Annotated in this window: 17 protein-coding genes; 7 read left to right on the top strand and 10 right to left on the bottom strand. The window is 27.9% G+C overall.

Annotated elements, in window-relative coordinates; genetic code table 11:
- Positions 1-99: 99 nt before the first annotated feature.
- The 6 genes from CP960_RS08325 (at position 100) to CP960_RS08300 (ending at position 4,223) form a co-directional block, all read left to right on the top strand.
- Positions 100-711: a trimeric intracellular cation channel family protein gene (locus CP960_RS08325; RefSeq protein WP_101184957.1), complete on the top strand. Its 612-nt coding sequence runs from the start codon at positions 100-102 to the stop codon at positions 709-711.
- Between the two features lie 116 nt (positions 712-827).
- Complete coding sequence (locus CP960_RS13760) at positions 828-983, top strand: hypothetical protein (RefSeq protein WP_162919095.1); 156 nt, start codon at positions 828-830, stop codon at positions 981-983.
- Between the two features lie 153 nt (positions 984-1,136).
- Complete coding sequence (locus CP960_RS08315) at positions 1,137-2,642, top strand: hypothetical protein (protein WP_101184956.1); 1,506 nt, start codon at positions 1,137-1,139, stop codon at positions 2,640-2,642.
- Complete coding sequence (locus tag CP960_RS08310; protein ID WP_101184955.1) at positions 2,639-3,307, top strand: hypothetical protein; 669 nt, start codon at positions 2,639-2,641, stop codon at positions 3,305-3,307. The genes CP960_RS08315 and CP960_RS08310 overlap by 4 nt, the downstream gene beginning before the upstream one ends.
- A 2-nt stretch (positions 3,308-3,309) precedes the next feature.
- The gene (locus CP960_RS08305) at positions 3,310-3,795 is read left to right on the top strand and encodes a hypothetical protein (protein WP_101184954.1); all 486 of its coding nucleotides are present in this window, start codon (positions 3,310-3,312) and stop codon (positions 3,793-3,795) included.
- A 44-nt stretch (positions 3,796-3,839) separates the two neighbouring features.
- A complete protein-coding gene (locus CP960_RS08300; RefSeq protein ID WP_101184953.1) occupies positions 3,840-4,223 on the top strand; it encodes a hypothetical protein in 384 nt (127 codons plus the stop codon).
- A gap of 48 nt (positions 4,224-4,271) precedes the next feature.
- On the opposite strand, the gene CP960_RS08295 is transcribed toward CP960_RS08300, so the two are convergent.
- A complete protein-coding gene (locus tag CP960_RS08295; RefSeq protein WP_101184952.1) occupies positions 4,272-4,568 on the bottom strand; it encodes a hypothetical protein in 297 nt (98 codons plus the stop codon).
- A 98-nt stretch (positions 4,569-4,666) separates the two neighbouring features.
- Between CP960_RS08295 and CP960_RS08290 the strand changes: the two genes are divergently transcribed.
- Positions 4,667-5,068, top strand: coding sequence for a hypothetical protein (locus CP960_RS08290; protein ID WP_101184951.1), 402 nt, complete (start codon positions 4,667-4,669; stop codon positions 5,066-5,068).
- Positions 5,069-5,085: 17 nt separating this feature from the next.
- Here the strand turns inward: CP960_RS08290 and CP960_RS08285 are convergent, their stop codons facing one another.
- From CP960_RS08285 to rplJ, 9 genes are all read right to left on the bottom strand, one after another.
- Positions 5,086-7,791 carry an NACHT domain-containing protein gene (locus CP960_RS08285; RefSeq protein WP_162919096.1) on the bottom strand — a complete coding sequence of 902 codons (2,706 nt, stop codon included), beginning with the start codon at positions 7,789-7,791 and terminating at the stop codon, positions 5,086-5,088.
- Positions 7,792-8,075: 284 nt separating this feature from the next.
- A complete protein-coding gene (locus CP960_RS08280) occupies positions 8,076-9,308 on the bottom strand; it encodes a tyrosine-type recombinase/integrase (protein WP_101184949.1) in 1,233 nt (410 codons plus the stop codon).
- A 145-nt stretch (positions 9,309-9,453) separates the two neighbouring features.
- On the bottom strand, positions 9,454-9,741 hold the full coding sequence (locus CP960_RS08275; protein ID WP_101184948.1) for a YciI family protein: 288 nt from the start codon (positions 9,739-9,741) through the stop codon (positions 9,454-9,456).
- A gap of 56 nt (positions 9,742-9,797) precedes the next feature.
- On the bottom strand, positions 9,798-10,505 hold the full coding sequence (locus CP960_RS08270) for an EAL domain-containing protein (RefSeq protein WP_101184947.1): 708 nt from the start codon (positions 10,503-10,505) through the stop codon (positions 9,798-9,800).
- Positions 10,506-10,553: 48 nt separating this feature from the next.
- Positions 10,554-10,742: a hypothetical protein gene (locus CP960_RS13985; RefSeq protein WP_228152041.1), complete on the bottom strand. Its 189-nt coding sequence runs from the start codon at positions 10,740-10,742 to the stop codon at positions 10,554-10,556.
- A gap of 234 nt (positions 10,743-10,976) precedes the next feature.
- Positions 10,977-15,506, bottom strand: a complete 4,530-nt coding sequence (rpoC, locus tag CP960_RS08260) for a DNA-directed RNA polymerase subunit beta' (protein WP_101184945.1) — start codon at positions 15,504-15,506, stop codon at positions 10,977-10,979.
- Complete coding sequence (rpoB, locus tag CP960_RS08255) at positions 15,499-19,644, bottom strand: DNA-directed RNA polymerase subunit beta (protein WP_101184944.1); 4,146 nt, start codon at positions 19,642-19,644, stop codon at positions 15,499-15,501. Before rpoB ends, rpoC begins: the two co-directional genes overlap by 8 nt.
- A gap of 177 nt (positions 19,645-19,821) precedes the next feature.
- Positions 19,822-20,199: a 50S ribosomal protein L7/L12 gene (gene rplL, locus CP960_RS08250; protein WP_101184943.1), complete on the bottom strand. Its 378-nt coding sequence runs from the start codon at positions 20,197-20,199 to the stop codon at positions 19,822-19,824.
- A 50-nt stretch (positions 20,200-20,249) separates the two neighbouring features.
- Positions 20,250-20,738, bottom strand: coding sequence for a 50S ribosomal protein L10 (gene rplJ, locus CP960_RS08245; protein ID WP_101184942.1), 489 nt, complete (start codon positions 20,736-20,738; stop codon positions 20,250-20,252).
- Positions 20,739-20,830 lie beyond the last annotated feature (92 nt).

The raw sequence follows: 20,830 nt of genomic DNA, 5'->3' as shown, positions 1-20,830 counted from the left end.
AAAACTTATAAACTCAAGCTTTTAAACCAATAGTCTTCAAATTTATTCATTTTTATGCATAGTAGGTATAAAATACGGTACTTTATTTAAGTAGGAAATATGGATATTATTTTATTTATTGAATATATAGGAATCGCATCAGCTGCACTTAGTGGCTTTTTATTTGGCGTAAAAAAAGGTTGTGATTGGCTTGGATTATTTATAGCAGCTTTTTTAACAGCATTAGGTGGTGGAATAATAAGAGATGTTCTCGTAAGTAGAGATATTTACTCTTTTACTCACTATATGCCAGTACTTATTGTTATTGTAGTTTTATTTATCTCCAGATTTTTTAAAGTTTACAAAAAACATGAACTTGAAAAAAAATTTATTTTTATATTTGCTGATGCCATTGATGTCATATGTTTTTCTATAGTTGGGGCAATGATAGCAATTGAATTTGGTTACAACATATTTGGTGTTGCATTTGTTGCATTTTTTAATGGAGTTGGAGGGGGTATCTTAAGAGATATTCTTCTAAATGAAGTACCATGGTTTATGAGAACAGGTCTTTATGGAACAATAAGTTTTGGAGTTGGTATAACATATTACATCTTACACCTTGTAGGATTAAATACAATTTTTTATATCATAACACTACTTGCTTTAGGTATTACAACAAGAATGCTTGCTTACTATAAAGGATGGCAACTACCTCCATTGAAGGATTAGGAGAAAATCAGTTGACATACACTTGGAGTCATTTTAACAAAAGCATATTTTATGTGAAAAAAAAATGAAAAGAAAAATCAAATGACCTTAAAATAAAACTACATAACCTTGATATTATGCAAGAAGAACACAAAAGAATGGATGAAGCATTTACTCAAATAAGTAAATATCTTAAGTGTGAAGATAATTTAGATGTGATAATTTCTAAGATTTCAAAATATACTGGGAGTGAAGAGAAAAAAGGAAAGATAAATCATAATAAGTTAAAGTGATTTATATTAAACTATTTTATTTTTAATAAAATTTAATTAATTATTATTGAGAGATTTTCTTTTTATGTGTCAAACAGATAAAGAGATAGATGCGATGGTCTATAAACTTTATGATTTAACAGATGAAGAGATTAAGATTGTAGAAGGTGGATGATGGCATATATTTCAAATGTAGAAAAGTTCTCTTTTAATGATGAAACTTTAAGAGGTTTTGTAATTGAAAAGTTAGATGATGAGCAGTTTGAAATCAGTGATATAGAGGTAAAATTTCAAAAAAATAGAGCTATAGTATTTAGTGTAATTATTAAAGAACATAAAAATTGTTTTGATAAAAATAGTTTAAAAACAATAGAAGGTAGATTTTATAAATACCGTTTTTTTGCAACTGTTAATAAAACAGAATATATTGGTTCTAACTATCCATTTAAAAGATATAGAATAATCATAGATTTAATAGAGTTTTCCAAACAAAATAGATTCTTTTTTGAATCATCAGAAAAATTCAATTTAGAGATAATACCAACAAACAATATGATTCATTATATGGATAGGCTTGATGAAAAAGATTTATTTAGTTTTAAAAATATTTCGTATGAAGAGTACAATAAAAAATATAGATATTTGGTCGAGTTAAATTCTTTTATATATAAAACACCTATTTTAATAGAAAAATTATACTTCTATAACAATAATATTAACAATATAGTTTTCCAAAGTCAGTATATCAGGGTAGATATTATAAAAAAACTTGATGAAGAATTTCCTCTTCTGCGTAATAGTCACTTTTCTTCAAATTTAGAAAAGTATTTAGATAACTACTTAGAGCTAAAAAATGAGGATGATTTGCTTAACATATTATTATGTCAATACCTTGTATATGATATATTTGATGGAAAAATAAAATATAATTTGAATGATATATCAGGCTTTATAGATCTATTTGATGGAATATTTATTGATTTAAAAATCAAAATTGAAAATATCAGTGATTCAAAAAGTCAACGAGAAAAGCTTAGTAAAAGCTCTCTTTTAAATCAAAAAATTGATTATGTTTTAGATAAATTAGAACCATCATTGAAACAGTACAAAATAAACCAAGATAAAAATTTAATAAAAGTCTTATCATATTTCAGAAATATGGTAAGACATCAAAAAGAATATATCAAATTTGATTTAGAAAAATGTTTCGTTTTTGCTAAAGGAGTATTGCAACTTTATGTTATTAAACACATTTTAGAAATAAGTGATAAGGATTATGATATAAACAAAATTTTAGCTGATTTTGACATTTATCCTTTGGTAAAACATAAATACAAATATAAAAATGATGAAATCATAATTTATAATACTGATATAAATATCCAAAACCCTAAATTAAATGAAAATTCGGTTACTTACCAAACTTTAATATCTCATGAGCAGTTTAAAGATGCTCAGCCTGATGATTTTGTTTATGATGAAAGTTTCACAGAAGAAATAAAAAAGATTTATTTAGAAAAGGCTAGTTCTTTGTGGATGGCTTTGCATATTTATGGAATCGTAGTTTTTAATCAAGATCTTATGATTGATAAAAAATCAAATACTAAAATAAGTATTAAAGATAAAGAGATAAGTAAAATGATTGATGAATTAGAGATTAAAATCATAGAGGATATATGAAGAAGATAATTGATTGTATAGATGAAAATGGAAATGATTTTTTTGACAATATAATAGTACCTATAGCCAAAGGAACTTTGCAATATACAGTGAATGATACAAAAGTAGTACAGTACTTTTTAACAATGAAAACTGCTTTTATGGAAAATAAAATATCACAATTTTTAAAATATATTGAAGATAAAAATGGCAATTCAATTTTAGATTTTGTTAAGAGTTTAAATCATAATGAAAAGGTATTTTTCATAAAGACAGTGAATAAAATAATAGATATGGATGATTCCTTACAAATTTATATTTTGAGTCAATTAACAAAATCATTCAAAAAAAATGGAGAATTAAACTATTGGGAAAAATCACTTTACTATAATATAAATCAAATTACAGAAGATGATTTTTTAAACTTATGTGATATATTAGAAAGTCTTGAAAAACCTATTCAAGCTAAGCAAAATTATGGATTATTAAACACACTTAATACTGATGAACGAAATTTAAGTATAAAAAAATTTGTAAATATTGGTATGATAAATAATTCAAGGGCACAGTTTCAAGAGAAGATTATAAATTCAGAAGAAGATATTTCAAGCGTTATACTTTACTTATACCCATTTGCAATAGAATTGTATGAGATGATTGAAAAATATCAAGAAATAGGAAATTAAAAATGGGTTATTCTATATCAGATAAGAGTTGTTTTGACTGGATAATTGCGATTACACCAATTATCATTTCATTAGGTGTCGCATATATTGCTTATTCTCAATATAAAATAAATAGGTACAAATTTAGACTTGAACTTTATAATCGAAGATTTACAGTATATGAAAACTCTTTATCCTTTGTGGAAGATTATTACTCCAAAGAGAAAGAAAACCATTCAAAAATCAAGCAAGAGTTTATTCATTCATATAGAGAATCTATGTTTTTATTTGGTGAGGATTCAGATGTTTATAAAATATTAACTGAGTTAAAGGATACTCTTTGTTTTTTAAATGACTTTGATAATAACTATAGTGATAATGATCACAATAAAGATGTATATAACAAACTATGTGAAATAAAGGATCAAAAGCGTATTCCAATTCTAATTCTTAAAGATTTAGAACAAGCTCTTATATCTTGGCTTGATTTTAAGAAAGTTCAAATATGATGAATTAATTTTAAAAATTATATAAAGAGAAGAAAACTAACACCATGCAAATAGATATTGATTATTTAAAAACAATTTTAGATAAATTTGTAAAAAGTAATACTCAGTATATAAATACTTCTGTATTTAAAGATTTTTTAGAAGATGAAAAGTTTTTATTTCATTGGGATATTTTGCTTGATAAAAGAGTGATAGTAGATACACAAGGAGACTTAGGTAAGTTTTACTCAAGAACAACTACTGATATTAACTATTGGGATATTAAAGTTAGACTAAATGACAATGGTTATAATTTTTATGAAGCTATAAAAGATAATGAGTTTAGAAATAAAATTAAAAAAAATTTCAAAAATATTAGTATTGAAACTTTAGGATTAGTTGCTAAAAAATTTCTAGATTCTAAAGTTAATAATTTTTTGATTAATTAATAACTAAAATTTACTATTATCTCAATATATGTTGTATTTATTAATACTCTATTCTAAGTTATCATCCATTATCAATTTCTTTAAATAAGCAGATTTACTTAATCCTAATTTTTTAAACCTTTTTTCAAACTTTTCATAATCTTCAAGACTTAAATTTGTAGATACATTTTTAAACTTAGCTTGTGCCTTTTTAAGACTTTCTCTTCTTTTTTTATCTTTTTTTGATATTTTTTCTTTCTCTTTTTCCTTAGATAAAATAGTCTTTTTTATCTCATACATATCTTTTGATAAAGAGGCTATATTATGGGATATTTTGTCAATATTTTGTGTTGAAAAATCTTCCATTTTTTCTCCAAATAATGATTATTTATAATATTATATATAATCATTACTTAATAAATACAATTGTAAAGTTTCTATATTAAAATTTAAAAGGAAAAACTATGATTATTGTAATAAAACTAGGAAAACCAGTAGAGCCAGTTGGAGATTGTGCAACATTCTACTACGAAACTGAAAATGAGTATTTTATTGATGAAATAAAAAAATATAAATGTCCATTTAGATTATCAAGGTTTCTTGATGAAGCAATGGAACAATTTGATGATATTAAAGAGCTAATTAGATTAGAACCTAATCATAAAGTTGACTTACTTATTGATTTATTAGCTGAATCAGAACGAATGATTAAAGATCCTACTTTGTTTGCATTTTCAGATAAGTACTTGGAACAAACTGATTATTTAGATAAATATGGCTATGAGTTTGAATTAGAAGAATCTGATTTAACAGAAAAAAGTGATAGAGGTTATGAAATGGACGTAGATAGTTATTTGTATAAATAACTATCTACGTCTCTATATTAACTTAAGCCAAGCCATTTTTCATCAAGCTTAGCTAATAAAGTTTCTGCTTCTTCATTTTTACATCTATATTCAACTTCATTCCCCCATATTCCAATGAACTTACAACTCAAGCTATCAAGTTTATTAACATACCTTACTTGTCCCCATTGTGTTTTAAATTTTTGTAATGATGTATTTATAGTATCTCGTTCTATTATGTTAGTATATTTTATTTTTTTTAGAATTAAGTAATCATGAACTCTAATATATATTAAGAAAATGAAAAGAAATAGAAAAGACAAACTTCCTATTATTAAAAATATAGTAGTAAATTTATTTGCAATGAATCCAACTCCGACTATCATAAAGAGACCCACAATAACAATTAAAATAAATGCACTTAATTTAAGTAGAAATTCTTTAAATTTTTTTAGAGTTATTGATTTTAATATAGAATAAAATGACTGTATTTTTATGAAGAATTCAAACCAAGGAAAAGTTAAAATTATTACAACTGAATAAATTATGTAATTCAAATTAATAGAATTTATATCCAATAAAAATACCCTATTAGATTCTGGAGCATTTAATAATATTATCGCAATGGTAGCATAAATTGTAAATAATAGCTCATAATTTCGTTCTATTTTAAATCCAAGTAACTTTACTACAAGTTCATATATAAAAATGAGAAGAATATAAGTTAATGCATATAAAGGAGCTAAAATTGCTAAAATAATAGAACTGATAACTTGTATGTAAATATTTAAAATTTTAAGTTTTATAATTTTGCAAATAGAAGTAAATGCATTTGAAACTTTTAATGAAAAAATTATATTTTTACGCTTTAAAACTAAAGTTAAAGAATCAATCGAAAATAAATATTTTTTTATTTTTATTGATAACTCTTTGCTAATTGAACCTAAATGTCTACATGATTTAAAAGATTCTTCCTTAATCCACATATTTTTAATATTCAATACATTTGTTATTACTTCATCAATGTCATTATCACTTAATAATCCAACTGCTTCTACAGTAAACTTTTTATGCAAAATTCCTTTTTTACTTTCAATCTGTTCTTTTAAGAAAACCTTTAAATCAAGCTCAAAATCTTTCAAACATTCTCTTCTTGATCTAAATGCTTCTTTTAAAAATCTAAGGCAATGTATAGATCTTGAATATTGTTCATCACCTTGATTTACATTTTGATTTTCAATCTTTTTAACTTCATTCCAACAATATTTTGCAATTTTAACTACCTTTTTTTCTGTTGAGAGTTCACAATACATTATTAAAGAATCTCTCCATTTAGTATCTTTGGGTATTGATTCCAACATCATATATTCAATATCTTTATCAATTAAATTTATTGCTACAAAATATTCATGAAACCTTCTATGTACAAAACTTAATAATTGATTATATCCATTTCCTAATCTAATAATTTTCGAATACTTCAATTCATTTATTGCCAAGGAAATGTCTTCTTCTGAATATTTATTTTTTAACTCCTCATAAACTAAGTTTATAGGCATTTCTAAACCATATATAGAATTATCATACATTCTATTTGCAATCATTTTGCTTATATCTATTATCAAATTATTATCTAATTTTTTTACATTAGGTCTAGATAAAGATAAATTTAACTGTTCATTTATAAAATCTTCATATATATGACTTTGATTTATAGGCAACTTATTATGGTTCTCTATATACAAACTAATTAAAGCAGAACTAAAAGGATTTCTTGCAAGAGATAACAGCTCTGGTTTTTCTTTAAATAATTTTATTATTAAATCTTCTTTGTTATCAATCCTTTTTCTCATTATTGCAATAATTTTATCGTCATCAAGTGGTTTTATCTCATATGAAATATTTACATTAAAATCATTTGTAGGTTTTCTAAAAATTCGTGAAGATAATAAACCTCTTGAGTCATGTCCATTCAATAAAAATTTATAAATTATTTTAGATAATTCGTTAATAAGCCAAGAAGAGTCTTCTTCATCTAAAACTGCTGGTATCTCATCAAAAGAATCTAAAACTAAAAATAAATGCCCGTTTTCTAATAGACGATCAAAGTATTGATTAATAAATTTTGTGTCACATACATTATCAAGTCTGTTTATCATATTTTCTTTGATAAAAGTATGAAGTTCTGTTGCAGTAGGTGGATTATCTTCATCCCATTTTTTGTCTATTATCCACTCTTTTAAATTGACATAAATAGGAACTCTATTAGTTTTTTCAACATCACCTAATAAATCAAAACATAATTTACGTAACGAAGTACTTTTACCCGAACCAGGGTCTCCTAATACTAAAAAGGCTTTATCTTTCTTATTCTTTTTTATTGCTGCATTAAGCTTAGTTATCTCTCTTCTATATATTTTATTAGATTTTATTTCGACTTCAGCTTCAAGAGGAATAAAATAAGAATCATTCCAATTTAATTCTTTATCTATTCTTATTAAATCATATTCTAAACTTTTACAAAAGGACTTAAGTTTTTCTTCAAAGTTTTTTTCTTTGAAAGTATCTTGTATTTTGTTTGGATGTTTATTTAAAATAGGTTTCTCTCTAGAGGTAAAATAGTTTATTGCAATCGCTAGAATAGTATAAAGGGTTATTATAAATAAAAAAGGAAAGGTGTCAGTAGAGATATTCATAAACTTTAAAAAGCTATTATTTGATAAATCTTTTAAACTTTCAGCCATCAAGCTATTCAAGAAATTATTAGATAATGCTAATGTGATAAAACCTGCTAAAGAAAGAAACTTTAGCTTGTATTTATTATGATTATTTGGTAACCAAATATTCTTAGTAAAATACAAAATAATAACTATAATAAAACTTATAGCAAGAGTAAGTTCTTTAATTAAAATATAAGTAAGAGATATAATTAAAGGAACAGTTACTAGTGTTATATAAAATAAAAAATTTTTGTTGTTGAAAGAAGACATTGGTATCCATATAATAATTTAATTAAATATAATTATATTTAAATTTTATTTATTATAAGATTATCCAACCAATCAGCATACCACTGTATCAATTCTCTTTTCTCTTCAAAATATTTAAATTTTGATTCTCTATTATATGAAGCTTTTACTCTATTTCTTTCTTTATGAGCTAAACAAGCTTCTATAATATCAGAATGAAAACCATGCTCTTTATAAAGATTATGTGCAGTAGTTGAGAACATACTTCTAAAGCCATGTACTGTATGTCGATTTTGATACCCTAGTCTTACTAATGTATCACTTAGTGTTGCCCCTGATACACCTCTATCACTTTTTTGAGGAGAAGGAAATACAAACTCACTTCTATGTCTTGAATATGGTTCTATCTCTTTTATAAGCGTAATAGCTTGATGGGGTAAGGGACAAACAAACTCTATATTCATTTTCATTTTTTCTTTTGGTATAGCCCAATAGCCCTCTTCTAAATTTAACTCATTCCATCGCATTAATCTTATATTCTCACTTCGTACAAATACATAAGGAAGTAGTTTAAAGATAAATATAGTACTTATATCACTTCTATATTTTTCACTTATTGAATTTATATCAATAAGCAACTGTTTAATATCTTCTAGTTCTATAAGTGCTGGAAGATGTGCATCTTTTTTATTTGGTATAAGAATTGATTTTTTATCTATATTAGCAATAATATTATGCTCTACATACTCATTTGTCACTGCATACATATATATTTTATTTACTAAAGCTAATAATCTATGAGCAGATTCTATTACACCTTTTTCTTGATACTTTTGTAAAGCATTTATAATATCTATTCTTCTAATATCTTTTATTGCTATATTACCAAGCCATATAGTGATATTTTTAAGTATTCTTTTGTTTTGAATAATAGTAGATTCTGATTTACTCTTTTTTCTTAACTCTAACCAATCTTCTATTACATCACTTAAAGTTATTGTTTCAGATGTTTTTTTTGCTTTTTTAATTGATATAGGATTTATATTATTAGCTAGTGAATATTTTGCTTCATCTTTTTTTATTCTTGCATCTTTTAAAGATACAGTGGGATAAATACCAAAAGACATAGATTTTCTTTTTCCACCATAAGAGAAGTCATATCTCCATGATTTTGTTCCATTTTTTTTAACTACAAAATAAAGACCTTCTCCATCACTTAGTTTGTAATCTTTTTCTTTAGCTTTAGCATTTTTAAGTTGCGTATCATTAAGGGGTTTAACGATTCTTGCCATTTTATTACGGTACTCACTTTCTAAAAGTTTCTCAGTACCGTAAAAATACTGTAATTATTCTAAAAAGTTTGTAATTGATTGTTATTGTTTTGCAGTTTTAAACCCTACAAAGTATCGATTTTATAGGGTTTTTTGTGGTTATTTATTAATCTTTAGGAAGTAGCTTCACAGGAACGATTTGGAACTCATCCATATTCCATACATCATTTGTAACATATGGTTCATTTTCTAACCATTCATTTAATTCCTCATCAGTTTCAAAGTCTACAAAAAGTGTTGAACCAACCATCATGTCCTCTTCTATTAGTGCTCCTGCACTAATTATTTTTCCCTCTGCCATTAGTTTTTGAGCACCTTGCACATGTGCATCTCTAACTTCTAATCTCTTTTCTAGTGCATTTTCATTATCATAAGCAATTATAAGATATTGCATACTATTCCTTTTTATTTTTTCAAATTATATCATATTTAGATGATATAAAAATTACACTACTTTACAATTAAATATTCATCAAAATAGTAACCTTGCATATAATCACAACCTAACTCTTTTACTAGTTCATAATCTCTTTTTGTTTCTACACCTTCAATAACACTTTTTTGCCCATTTAACTTTATAGTCTTTAAAACACCTTTTAAGTAGTGTAAATAGTTTCTATTTGCTTCTATTTGCCTTAAAAATGATTTATCTATTTTTATATATTTGCTTCCATTCATCATATAAAAAGAGAACATTGAACCATCTTGCCCAAAATCATCAAGTGCAGTATCAATATTTTTACTACTTAACCAAGAAGAAAAATCTCTCATTATATTTGCACTAGTTTCATCATCACTACCATTTTCTGTGATTTCAACAACTATATTGTCTTTTTTATCGTTTAAAAAAAGTTCCCAATATGATTGCTGTTCACTTGAGACAAAAATGTCTGCATCAAAGTTAAGAAATAATTTTTTATCTACATTAAAATTTTCAAATTGTAGTTGTTTATTTCTTTTTTCTAATTCAAAAAATAATTTATTATTATGATGTAAGTGTCTAAAAATATCTTCAGTAGAAATAAGATTATTATCAATCTCAAACTTTGATAAGGCTTCATATGCAAAGATTTCATCATTACATACTTCTATTATAGGTTCATATTTTGTAAAATATTTTGCATTGAGTATTAAGTATTTAAATTCTATATTATTCATAAATAATAATATAACTAAAAATAACTTAATATTTTTTGATAATTAGTATCAATATTGAAAATAATTTGTAGCAAATAGAAATGTTACAGGATAAGCAACTGCATTAAAATATCTTAGAACTAATGAAATTTTTATATTTGGCATAATCTCTTCTAAAAGTACTCCATTATTTATTTTTTGAAAGATTGATAATTTAAATGCTATATCAAAAAATTTTATTCCTACAATACTTAACATCAAAAATCCATAATTATTTAGATATATAGTTAAAAATATTGAGTAAATAAAACTCAAATTTAAAAGAAAATATAGAAGAATACTCTTATTAAAAACTATCAAATTATTTGCCAATAGTCCATAAATAGTATCTGATTTTTGCCAATTTGATTCAAATAACTCAATAGCAATAAAAAGAAAAAATAGAGTTAAAATATCCATGATAGATAAATAGTAAGGCAAAGCCTTACTATATTAATTCTCACCTAAAGAGAATTTTACTTTTTTGTCTTTATATAGACCAGTTCCAACTGGAATTGTTCTACCAATTACAACGTTCTCTTTTAAGTCTTCTAACATATCCATCTTAGCAGAAATTGCAGCTTCTGTAAGAACTTTAGTAGTTTCTTGGAACGATGCAGCAGAGATAATAGAGTCTGATGTTACAGCAGCTCTTGTAATACCAAGTAATAATGGTTCAGCAATTGCTGGCTGTCCACCAAGTTTGATAATTCTTTCATTCTCTTGCTTAAATCTTTTCTTAGATATCATATCACCAATAATAAACTTAGTATCTCCACCATCTAAAATAGATACTTGTCTTAACATTTGAGATAAAATTACCTCAATATGTTTATCAGCAATATTTACCCCTTGAGATCTATATACTTGTTGAACTTCAGAAACAATAAATCCATGTAGTGCTTTTTCACCTAGAATTTTTAATATATCATGTGATGCTAATTGACCTTCTGTTAATGCTTCACCTGCATGAACAAATTCACCTTCATGAACTAAAATCTGTTTAGATTTTTCTACTAAATATTCTGCTTTTGCACCATTTTCATCAGTAACAACAATTCTTTGTTTATTTCTAAGTGGTTTACCAAATGATACCATACCATCAAAAGATGCAAGTACTGCAATATTTTTAGGTCTTCTAGCTTCAAATAATTCTGATACTCTTGGAAGACCTCCAGTAATATCTTTAGATTTTTGAGTTGCTTTTGGAGTTTTACCTAATACATCTGCAACTTCAACTTTTTGACCTTCACTAACGTTTAATGAAGTTTTTGGCTCTAAAGAATATCTTAATACTTCTTTATTTGCAGTTGCTAATGAAATAGCAGGTTTATATCCTGCTGGAATATACTCATTTACAACTAATTTTGAAGTACCTGTTAACTCATCATATTGCTCAGAAACAGTTACACCTGGAATAATATCTTCAAATGCAATTGTACCAGCTTCTTCTGCAATTGTTGGGTTCGCATATGGGTCCCATTCTGCAATAATATTTTGTTCTTCTGATTTTGGAATAGCAATAATAGAATCTTTTTCTACTTCACTATTATCTGTAAACTCAACTAAAGAACCTCTTGCAATATAGTGTCTTAATGCTTCTCTATCTTCACCATCAACAATAACTGCGAAAAGTCCTTTTTCATTAACTTCTTCACCAGCTTTAATATCATGTCTTCTTTCTAAGTAGTCACCTTTAAGTTTATAATACTTAACAATACCTTTTGCATTAGCAACAAGTTTAGAAGTAATAGGTGCACCATCTTCAACTCTTAAAATTGAAGCAAATGGAATTCTGTTTGGTACATTCCACCCATCTTTAATCATTTCAACAATTGATTCATTCTCTTCAACTTCATCACCATCAGAGTATGGAAGATATAATTTACCATCAATTTTACCAGATACACCTGCTAATTCATTTGGTTTAGCAACGTCATTCTTTCTTAAGTAATATTTTTTATCTTCTTTTCCATTAGAGATAGTTAAAATTGTCTCTTCGTGAATAGTTTCAACTGTTACTTTACCTTTAAATGGAGCATTAATTTTTGGCTCAACAAGTAAAACACCAGCATTTCTTCTATTTGCTACAACAATTCTATTCTCTTTATCAATATATGTTTTAATATTGTAATATCTAATGAAACCTTCATTATCTACTCTTAATTCTCTTTCTGTTTGAGTAGCACTTGCAGTACCACCAACGTGGAAAGTTCTAAGTGTAAGCTGAGTACCAGGCTCACCAATTGATTGTGCTGCTAATACACCTACGGCTTCACCTGGGTTAGCTTTTCTTTGCTCTCCAAGGTTTAATCCATAACATTTAGAACATAATCCATGTTCTTCTTTACAAGTTAAAGGAGTTCTAATAACAACTGACTTAACTTCAGCTTCTGCAACTACTCTTGCATCCTCTTCAGTTATTAAAGTACCTTCAGTAAATAGAATCTCATTTGAAATAGGATCAATAATATCTTCAGCAATTACTCTACCTGTAATTCTTTCTTCTAAAGACTCAATAAGTTCATTACCTGAAGATAAATCAGTAATTTCAATACCTTCATGAGTTCCACAATCATCTGTTGTAATTCTAACATTTTGAGATACATCAATTAACTTTCTTGTTAAGTACCCAGCATTTGCTGTTTTAAGTGCTGTATCTGCTAAACCTTTTCTAGCACCGTGAGTAGAAATAAAGTACTCAAGTACATTTAGACCTTCTCTAAAGTTAGAAATAATTGGTGTTTCAATAATCGAACCATCAGGCTTAGCCATAAGTCCTCTCATACCAGCAAGCTGTCTAATCTGCGCAGCAGAACCTCTTGCCCCTGAGTCAGCCATCATGTAAATAGAATTAAATCCATCTTTATCAGTTTCAATCATCTCCATCATTTCTGAACCAAGTGTATTATTAATTTCAGTCCAAATATCAATAATCTTATTGTATCTTTCTTGCTCTGTTAATAAACCTTGTCCAAACTGTTTTTGAACTTCAATAACTTCTTTTTTAGACTTAGCTACGTGTTCTGCTTTTGAAGCAGGAACTCTAATATCATCAATTGATACAGAAATACCAGCATCAGTAGCATATCTAAAACCTAAGTTTTTAAGATTATCTAAAAATTTAGGAGTAACTTTGTATCCACCAAATTTATAAATATAATCAACTAATGTACCAATATCTTTTTTCTTTAAGATTTTATTCCATAAGTTTTCAGGTACAAACTCTGGTAAAATCTCTTTGATAATAAGTCTTCCAACTGTTGTATGTATTATCTTATTATCAACTTTTGTTCTAATTTTTGCATGTAAGTCAACTTGACCCATTTCTAATGCAATTTTAGCTTCATTTACATCAGTTAAAAGTTTATGTTGACCTTTTACATTATCTTTTACTAAAGATAGATAGTAAATACCTAAAATCATATCTTGCGATGGTACAGCAATAGCTCTACCTGAAGCTGGTAAAAGAATATTCATAGATGACATCATAAGAATTTTTGCTTCAGCAACTGCTTCTTGTGATAATGGAACGTGAACTGCCATTTGGTCACCATCAAAGTCGGCATTAAATGCAGCACAAACTAAAGGATGTAACTGAATAGCTTTACCATCAATTAATACTGGGTGAAACCCTTGAATTGATAATTTGTGAAGAGTTGGTGCTCTGTTTAATAATACTGGATACTCATTTACAATCTCAGATAAACACTCCCAAACTTCATTTGTTTCACTTTCAATCAATCTTTTAGCAGATTTTAAAGTTGTTGCATAACCTTTCTCTTCTAGTTTTGCCATTAAGTGTGGTTTAAACAGTTCTAATGCCATTTTTTTAGGAATACCACATTGGTCCATATTTAAACTAGGACCTACAACAATTACAGAACGTCCAGAGAAGTCAACCCTTTTACCAAGTAAGTTTTGTCTAAATCTACCTTGCTTACCTTTAATGATTTCAGATAAAGATTTTAAAGGTCTTTTATTTGCACCTTTAACAGCATTTGCAGTTTTACCATTATCAAATAATGCATCTACTGCTTCTTGAAGCATTCTTTTTTCATTTCTAATAATAATTTCAGGTGCATCAAGTTCTGTTAATCTTTTTAGTCTGTTATTTCTATTAATAACTCTTCTATATAAGTCATTTACATCAGAAACTGCAAACTTACCACCATCAAGTGATACAAGAGGTCTTAAATCAGGTGGAAGAACTGGAAGTTGTGTTAGCATCATCCATTCTGGTCTATTTCCAGAATTAATAAAGTTTTCAACAACTTTAAGTCTTTTAATAATTGTCTTTCTTTTAGCTTCAGACTTAGTTCCAGCCATATCGTTTTTTAAGCTATCTAATAATTCAAATAAATCTAATGTTTCTAATAAATCTCTTACTACTTGACCACCCATATTAGCTTCAAAACCAGTATGTTCAAATAAATCAGAAATTGTTCTATATTGTTCTTCATTTAAAATATCATATTTTAAAACTTTTTTAGTTTTTTCATTATCATAATATGCTTCACCTGGTTCACTTACGATATATGCTTCATAATATAGTACTCTTTCTAAATCTTTTAATTTAACACCTAATAAAGTACCAATTCTTGTTGGTAAAGAAGATACCATCCAAATATGAGCAACTGGAGATACTAAATCAATATGACCCATTCTGTGTCTTCTAACTTTTGAAGAAGTTACTTCAACCCCACATTTTTCACATACAACACCGTTGTATCTCATCTTTTTATATTTACCACAAAGACACTCATAATCTTTTATTGGTCCAAAAATTTTAGCACAAAAAAGACCATCTCTTTCTGGTTTTAAAGTTCTATAGTTAATTGTTTCTGGTTTTTTTACTTCACCACAAGACCAAGAAAGGATTTTCTCTGGACTTGCAAGTCTAAGTTGAAAAGCAGAAAAATCTTGTGGTCTTTCTAACTCTTTTATTTCGATAGGCTCTAATACTTTTTCAGTTTTACTCATTCTCTTCTACCTCGTCAAAAATATCAACGTCTAATCCAAGAGCTTTAAGCTCTTTAGTTAATACGAAGAATGTTTCAGGAACACCTGAACTTGGAACATTTTCACCATTTGCGATAGCTCTATAAGCTCTTGTTCTACCTTCAACATCATCTGATTTTGTTGTAAGCATCTCTTTTAGAACATTTGTAGCACCATAAGCTTCTAGTGCCCAAACTTCCATCTCACCAAATCTTTGTCCACCAAATAGTGCTTTACCACCAACTGGCTGTTGTGTAACAAGTGAATAAGGACCTGTAGATCTTGCGTGAACTTTTTCATCAACTAAGTGATGAAGTTTTAGCATATACATATAACCTACGTTAACTCTCTCTTTCATCTTATCACCAGTTTTACCATCATAAAGTGTAGTTTTACCATCTGAATCGATTTTTGCTAATTCAAAAAGTTTTCCAAATTCATAAACTTCAACACCATCAAATACTTGAGTAGCAAATCTTACACCTTTTGCCCAATCTTGTGCATAATCTATAAGCTCTTCATCAGATAATGAGTCCATAAACTCTTTACCTTTCATAAGTTTAGCAACAGATGCAATTTCAGTCATTTTTTCTCTAAGTTCTGTAATAAACTCTTCTCTTTTTGCTTCAAAAAGTTCTTGAATTTGATTACCTAGTCTTTTACCAACTAAACCTAAGTGAACTTCCATAATTTGACCAATATTCATCCTTGAAGGAACCCCAAGTGGATTAAGAATAACATCAACAGTAGTTCCATCTTCTAAGTATGGCATATCAACTTGAGGAACAATGTTAGAAACGATACCTTTGTTACCGTGTCTTCCTGCCATTTTATCCCCAACTTTGATTTTTCTCTTAGTTGCAACATAAACTTTAACTTGCTTAATTACACCACTTGGTAAAATATCATCATGTTCAAGAACCTGAAGTTTCTCTTCATGTTCTTCTCTTAATGTCGATTTTTGTTTAATAAAGTGCTCTTTGATATTATTATACTCATTTTGAACATCTTTATTATATGAAGCAACTACTTTTTTCATAGCAAATCTATTTACATTTGATAACACATCAAATGGAATATTATCACCTTTTTTGTAAGTTGTTCCATCTACTTCAACATCTTTATCTAAAGCTGATTTAGATAATAAATCATTAATTTTAAGAATCTCTTCTCTATCTAGCATAAGAAGTTTATCATGATGCTTAACATCTAATTCATTTTTCTCAGCTTCAATTTCAGCTACTGCTCTTTCGTCTTTTTCGTAACCTTTTTTAGTAAATACTTTAACATCTACTACAATACCTTCCATTGAAGTTGGACAATATAATGATTTATTTATAACATGACCTGCTTTTTCACCAAAGATTGCTCTTAAAAGTCTCTCTTCTGGAGTTGGCTTAATTTCACCTTTTGGAGTTACTTTACCAACTAAAATCATTCCTGGCTTAACATGAGTACCAACTTTTACAATACCTGAGTTATCTAAGTGAGTAATTGACTCTTCTTTTACACCTGGTAAATCTCTAGTTATTTCTTCATTACCATGTTTAAGCTCTCTACACTCAACCTCTTTTTCATAAATGTGAACAGAAGTAAATGCATCTTCTTCAATTAATCTTTGAGATAAAACAATAGCATCCTCATAGTTATAACCATTCCAAGGCATAAAAGCAACCATAGCATTTACACCAACTGCTAACTCACCTTTATCCATTGAAGGACCATCAGCAATTACTTGCCCTTTTTCAACAACATCGCCTTGCTTAACAGCAACTCTTTGTCCAAATGAAGTATTATTATTTGTTCTTACATTTTTACTAATTTCATAATGGTCAATAAATGCACCATTTTCATCTTCACCTCTAATGTAGATGTTTTTAGCATCAGCTTTTTCTACAGTACCTGCTCTTTTAGCTTTAATAGCTTCCCAAGCATCTCTTGCTACTGTTTTTTCTAGCCCTGTTCCAACAATTGGTGCATTTGGTCTTAATAATGGTACAGCTTGTCTCATCATATTTGACCCCATTAAGGCTCTATTGGCATCATCATGCTCTAAGAAAGGAATCAATGAAGCTGCAACACCCATTACCATTTGAGAAGAGATATCTATATAATCTACCTTACTTCTTTCCATAAGTAAAATTTCACCATCTTGTCTTGCTTCAATAAGTGGTTCCATAATTTTACCATTTTCATCAACTTTTGTTGAACCTGGTGCAATTACTAATCCCTCTTCTAAAGTTGCTGTCATGTAAGTAATATCATTAGTTACTACACCATCTTTAACTTTTTTATATGGAGCTTCAATAAATCCAAGTTCATTTACTTTAGCATATGTTGATAAAGTATTAATAAGACCAATATTTTGCCCCTCAGGAGTTTCAACTGGACAAATTCTACCATAGTGAGTTGGGTGAACGTCCCTTACTTCAAATCCTGCTCTTTCTTTAACTAAACCACCTTCACCTAATGCAGAAAGTCTTCTTTTATGAGTAACCTCTGATAGTGGGTTAGTTTGGTCCATAAATTGCGATAACTGACCTGATGTAAAGAATTCAGTTATTGTTGATGTAATCATTTTAGAGTTAACTAAATCATGTGGCATTAAATCTTCTAATGTTCCACTTAATGTAGTCATTTTATCTCTAATAGCTTTTTGCATTTTGATTAAACCTGAGTGTAATTCATTTGCTAAAAGCTCACCAATAGCTCTAATTCTTCTATTACCTAAGTGATCTCTATCATCAATATGACCATGTCCAGATTTAACTTTTACTAGATATTGAACAGTTTTAATAATATCTTCGTATGTTAATACTGTAACATATTCAGGAACTGTAACACCAAGTTTATGGTTCATTTTCATTCTACCAACTTTTGTTAAGTCATATCTTTCTGGATCAAAGAATAGTTTCTTAACAAACTCTTTAGCAGCTTCTTTTGTTACAGGCTCACCTGGTCTCATTACTTTATAAATTCTAATTGCTGATAAATCATTTTCATCATCAATTTGTTCTGTTTGTTTTAATAGTTTTAAAGACTCAGCATCTGCTTTAAAAGCATTGATAATTGAATCATCAACACCAGTTGCTAAATCATTTGCAATATCAAAAGAATCAAAACCTAAATCTAAAAGTTTTTTTAATTTTAATTCATCAAGATTTGTTAAAGCATCAAATAGTACTTCTCCTGACTCTGGGTCAAATATAGTACTAGCTGTTGATCTATCCATTAATAACTCAACTGGATACTCAACTAAATCAAGACCACCTTCAACTAAAGCTTTTGCTTTTCTAGCTGTAAGTCTTTTCCCTGCAGCTAAAATTAAATTACCTTTATCATCTTTTAAATCAAAATCTAATCTTCCAGCATAATCATCTGGATTAAATTTAGTTAAAAATTTATTATTTTTTACTTTGATACTAATAATTGGGTAAAATAACTTAATAATATCTTCTTTAGAGTAACCTAATGCTCTAAAAAGAATTGTAACAGGTACTTTTCTTCTTTTATTAATTCTAACATATAATACATCTTTTGCATCATATTCAAAATATAACCAAGAACCTCTATCTGGTATAATTTGACCAGTATAAATAAGTTTATTACCTGAAGTATTTGCCTCTTCTTCTTTGAAGATAACACCTGGAGATCTATGTAATTGGTTTACAACAACTCTTTCAACTCCATTAACGATGAAAGAAGTTCTGTCAGTCATAAGTGGAATTTCTCTGATGAATAAAGATTGCTCTTTCATATCTTTAACACCAATCTTCTCACCAGTCTTCTCGTCAAGTTCCCATAAAGTTAATCTAATATTAATTTTTAAAGGAATTGAATACGTAAGACCCCTAACCATTGACTCTCTAACATCATACTTTGGTTTACCAACTTCTGAACCTAAGTATTCTAAAGTTACTCTATTTTGAGCATCATGAATTGGAAATACAGATTTAAATACTTTTTCAATACCAGCATCTAATCTATCTTCTTTTCCTATCATCAAAAAGTTGTCATAAGAGTTTTGTTGTAATTGTAGTAGATTTGGAATTTCTATTTGTTGTGGATTTTTTGCAAAATCAACTCTAAGTCTATTACCAGATTTTAAAGAGTTTAACATTGTCGACCTTAATAAATTTGGTTTAGTTTTTTAGCTTTTTTTATAAAGCGCAAAAAGCATCCCTAAAGGATAAGGTTAAAATTCTTCAAAAAAATTCTAAACTTAGCCCTCAGTGATGCCAGTCTTATGCAAAGTAGAAAGCTCTACTTTGCATTCAATAATCTTTAATTTAAGTAATTATTTGATTTCTACAGATGCTCCAGCAGCTTCTAATTCAGCTTTTGCAGCTTCTGCATCTTCTTTAGAAACACCCTCTTTTACAGTTGATGGAGTTTCTTCAGCAGCAGCTTTTGCTTCTTTTAATCCAAGACCAGTTAATGATCTAATAACTTTAATTACATTAATTTTCTTAGCACCAGCATCAGTGATAACTACGTCAAATTCAGTTTTTTCTTCTTCTGCTTCAGCAGCTCCACCAGCAGCAGCTCCACCAGCAACAACAGTTGGTTGTGCAGATACACCAAATTTTTCTTCAAATTCTTTAACTAATTCAGATAACTCTAATACAGATAAACCTGAAATGTACTCTAATACATCTTCTTTAGAAATTGCCATTTTATTTCCTCTAAATATTTTTATTTTTTTATTAATAATAACCGCTTATATTAAGCAGCTTCCTCTTCTTTTTTTGCTCTAAGATTGTCAAGCCCTGTAACAAGATTTCTTGCAGGAGCTGTCCAAACAGAAAGTAACATACCAATAAGCTCATCTCTAGATGGTAATTTAGCAAATGCATTAACTCTAGCAAGATCAGCTGGTTCACCTTCAATGATACCTGATTTAATAACGAATTTTTCGCTATTTTCAGATGCAAACTTGTCCGCTACTTTACAAGCAGAGATTTGATCTTCAGACCATAAGAAAACGTTAGTTCCACTTAACTCAACATCTCCTAACTCAGCATTTTTAACAGCAACAGTAACAAGCGTATTTTTAGCAACTTGAACTTTAGCCCCATTCTCTTTAGCACTTTTTCTTAAAGATTCTAACTCTTTATGAGTAAGACCTTTATAATCACATACTACGATAGCTTGAGACTCTTTAAATTCAGCTGTTAAAAAATCAATAACTTCAGCTTTTTGTTGTTTAGTCATAAAAGTTTCCTCCTTTCAAAACATGAAACTTAAGCAGGTTTTACAAAAGACGGAGGCGTCTTTTACCGGCTGTCTCCAGTTTTAAATCAGTG

Origin of the sequence: Malaciobacter halophilus (genome assembly GCF_002837275.1) — a bacterium.
In the GTDB taxonomy this organism is placed as follows: domain Bacteria; phylum Campylobacterota; class Campylobacteria; order Campylobacterales; family Arcobacteraceae; genus Malaciobacter; species Malaciobacter halophilus.
This window is presented reverse-complemented; position numbering and strand designations above follow the sequence as displayed.

Bases quoted from the DNA above. Each gene is read 5' to 3' on its own strand.
- CP960_RS08325 (WP_101184957.1), top strand. From the start codon at position 100: ATGGATATTATTTTATTTATTGAATATATAGGAATCGCATCAGCTGCA.
- CP960_RS13760 (WP_162919095.1), top strand. From the start codon at position 828: ATGCAAGAAGAACACAAAAGAATGGATGAAGCATTTACTCAAATAAGT.
- CP960_RS08315 (WP_101184956.1), top strand. From the start codon at position 1,137: ATGGCATATATTTCAAATGTAGAAAAGTTCTCTTTTAATGATGAAACT.
- CP960_RS08310 (WP_101184955.1), top strand. From the start codon at position 2,639: ATGAAGAAGATAATTGATTGTATAGATGAAAATGGAAATGATTTTTTT.
- CP960_RS08305 (WP_101184954.1), top strand. From the start codon at position 3,310: ATGGGTTATTCTATATCAGATAAGAGTTGTTTTGACTGGATAATTGCG.
- CP960_RS08300 (WP_101184953.1), top strand. From the start codon at position 3,840: ATGCAAATAGATATTGATTATTTAAAAACAATTTTAGATAAATTTGTA.
- CP960_RS08295 (WP_101184952.1), bottom strand. From the start codon at position 4,568: ATGGAAGATTTTTCAACACAAAATATTGACAAAATATCCCATAATATA.
- CP960_RS08290 (WP_101184951.1), top strand. From the start codon at position 4,667: ATGATTATTGTAATAAAACTAGGAAAACCAGTAGAGCCAGTTGGAGAT.
- CP960_RS08285 (WP_162919096.1), bottom strand. From the start codon at position 7,791: ATGGCTGAAAGTTTAAAAGATTTATCAAATAATAGCTTTTTAAAGTTT.
- CP960_RS08280 (WP_101184949.1), bottom strand. From the start codon at position 9,308: ATGGCAAGAATCGTTAAACCCCTTAATGATACGCAACTTAAAAATGCT.
- CP960_RS08275 (WP_101184948.1), bottom strand. From the start codon at position 9,741: ATGCAATATCTTATAATTGCTTATGATAATGAAAATGCACTAGAAAAG.
- CP960_RS08270 (WP_101184947.1), bottom strand. From the start codon at position 10,505: ATGAATAATATAGAATTTAAATACTTAATACTCAATGCAAAATATTTT.
- CP960_RS13985 (WP_228152041.1), bottom strand. From the start codon at position 10,742: ATGTTAAGTATTGTAGGAATAAAATTTTTTGATATAGCATTTAAATTA.
- rpoC (WP_101184945.1), bottom strand. From the start codon at position 15,506: ATGAGTAAAACTGAAAAAGTATTAGAGCCTATCGAAATAAAAGAGTTA.
- rpoB (WP_101184944.1), bottom strand. From the start codon at position 19,644: ATGTTAAACTCTTTAAAATCTGGTAATAGACTTAGAGTTGATTTTGCA.
- rplL (WP_101184943.1), bottom strand. From the start codon at position 20,199: ATGGCAATTTCTAAAGAAGATGTATTAGAGTACATTTCAGGTTTATCT.
- rplJ (WP_101184942.1), bottom strand. From the start codon at position 20,738: ATGACTAAACAACAAAAAGCTGAAGTTATTGATTTTTTAACAGCTGAA.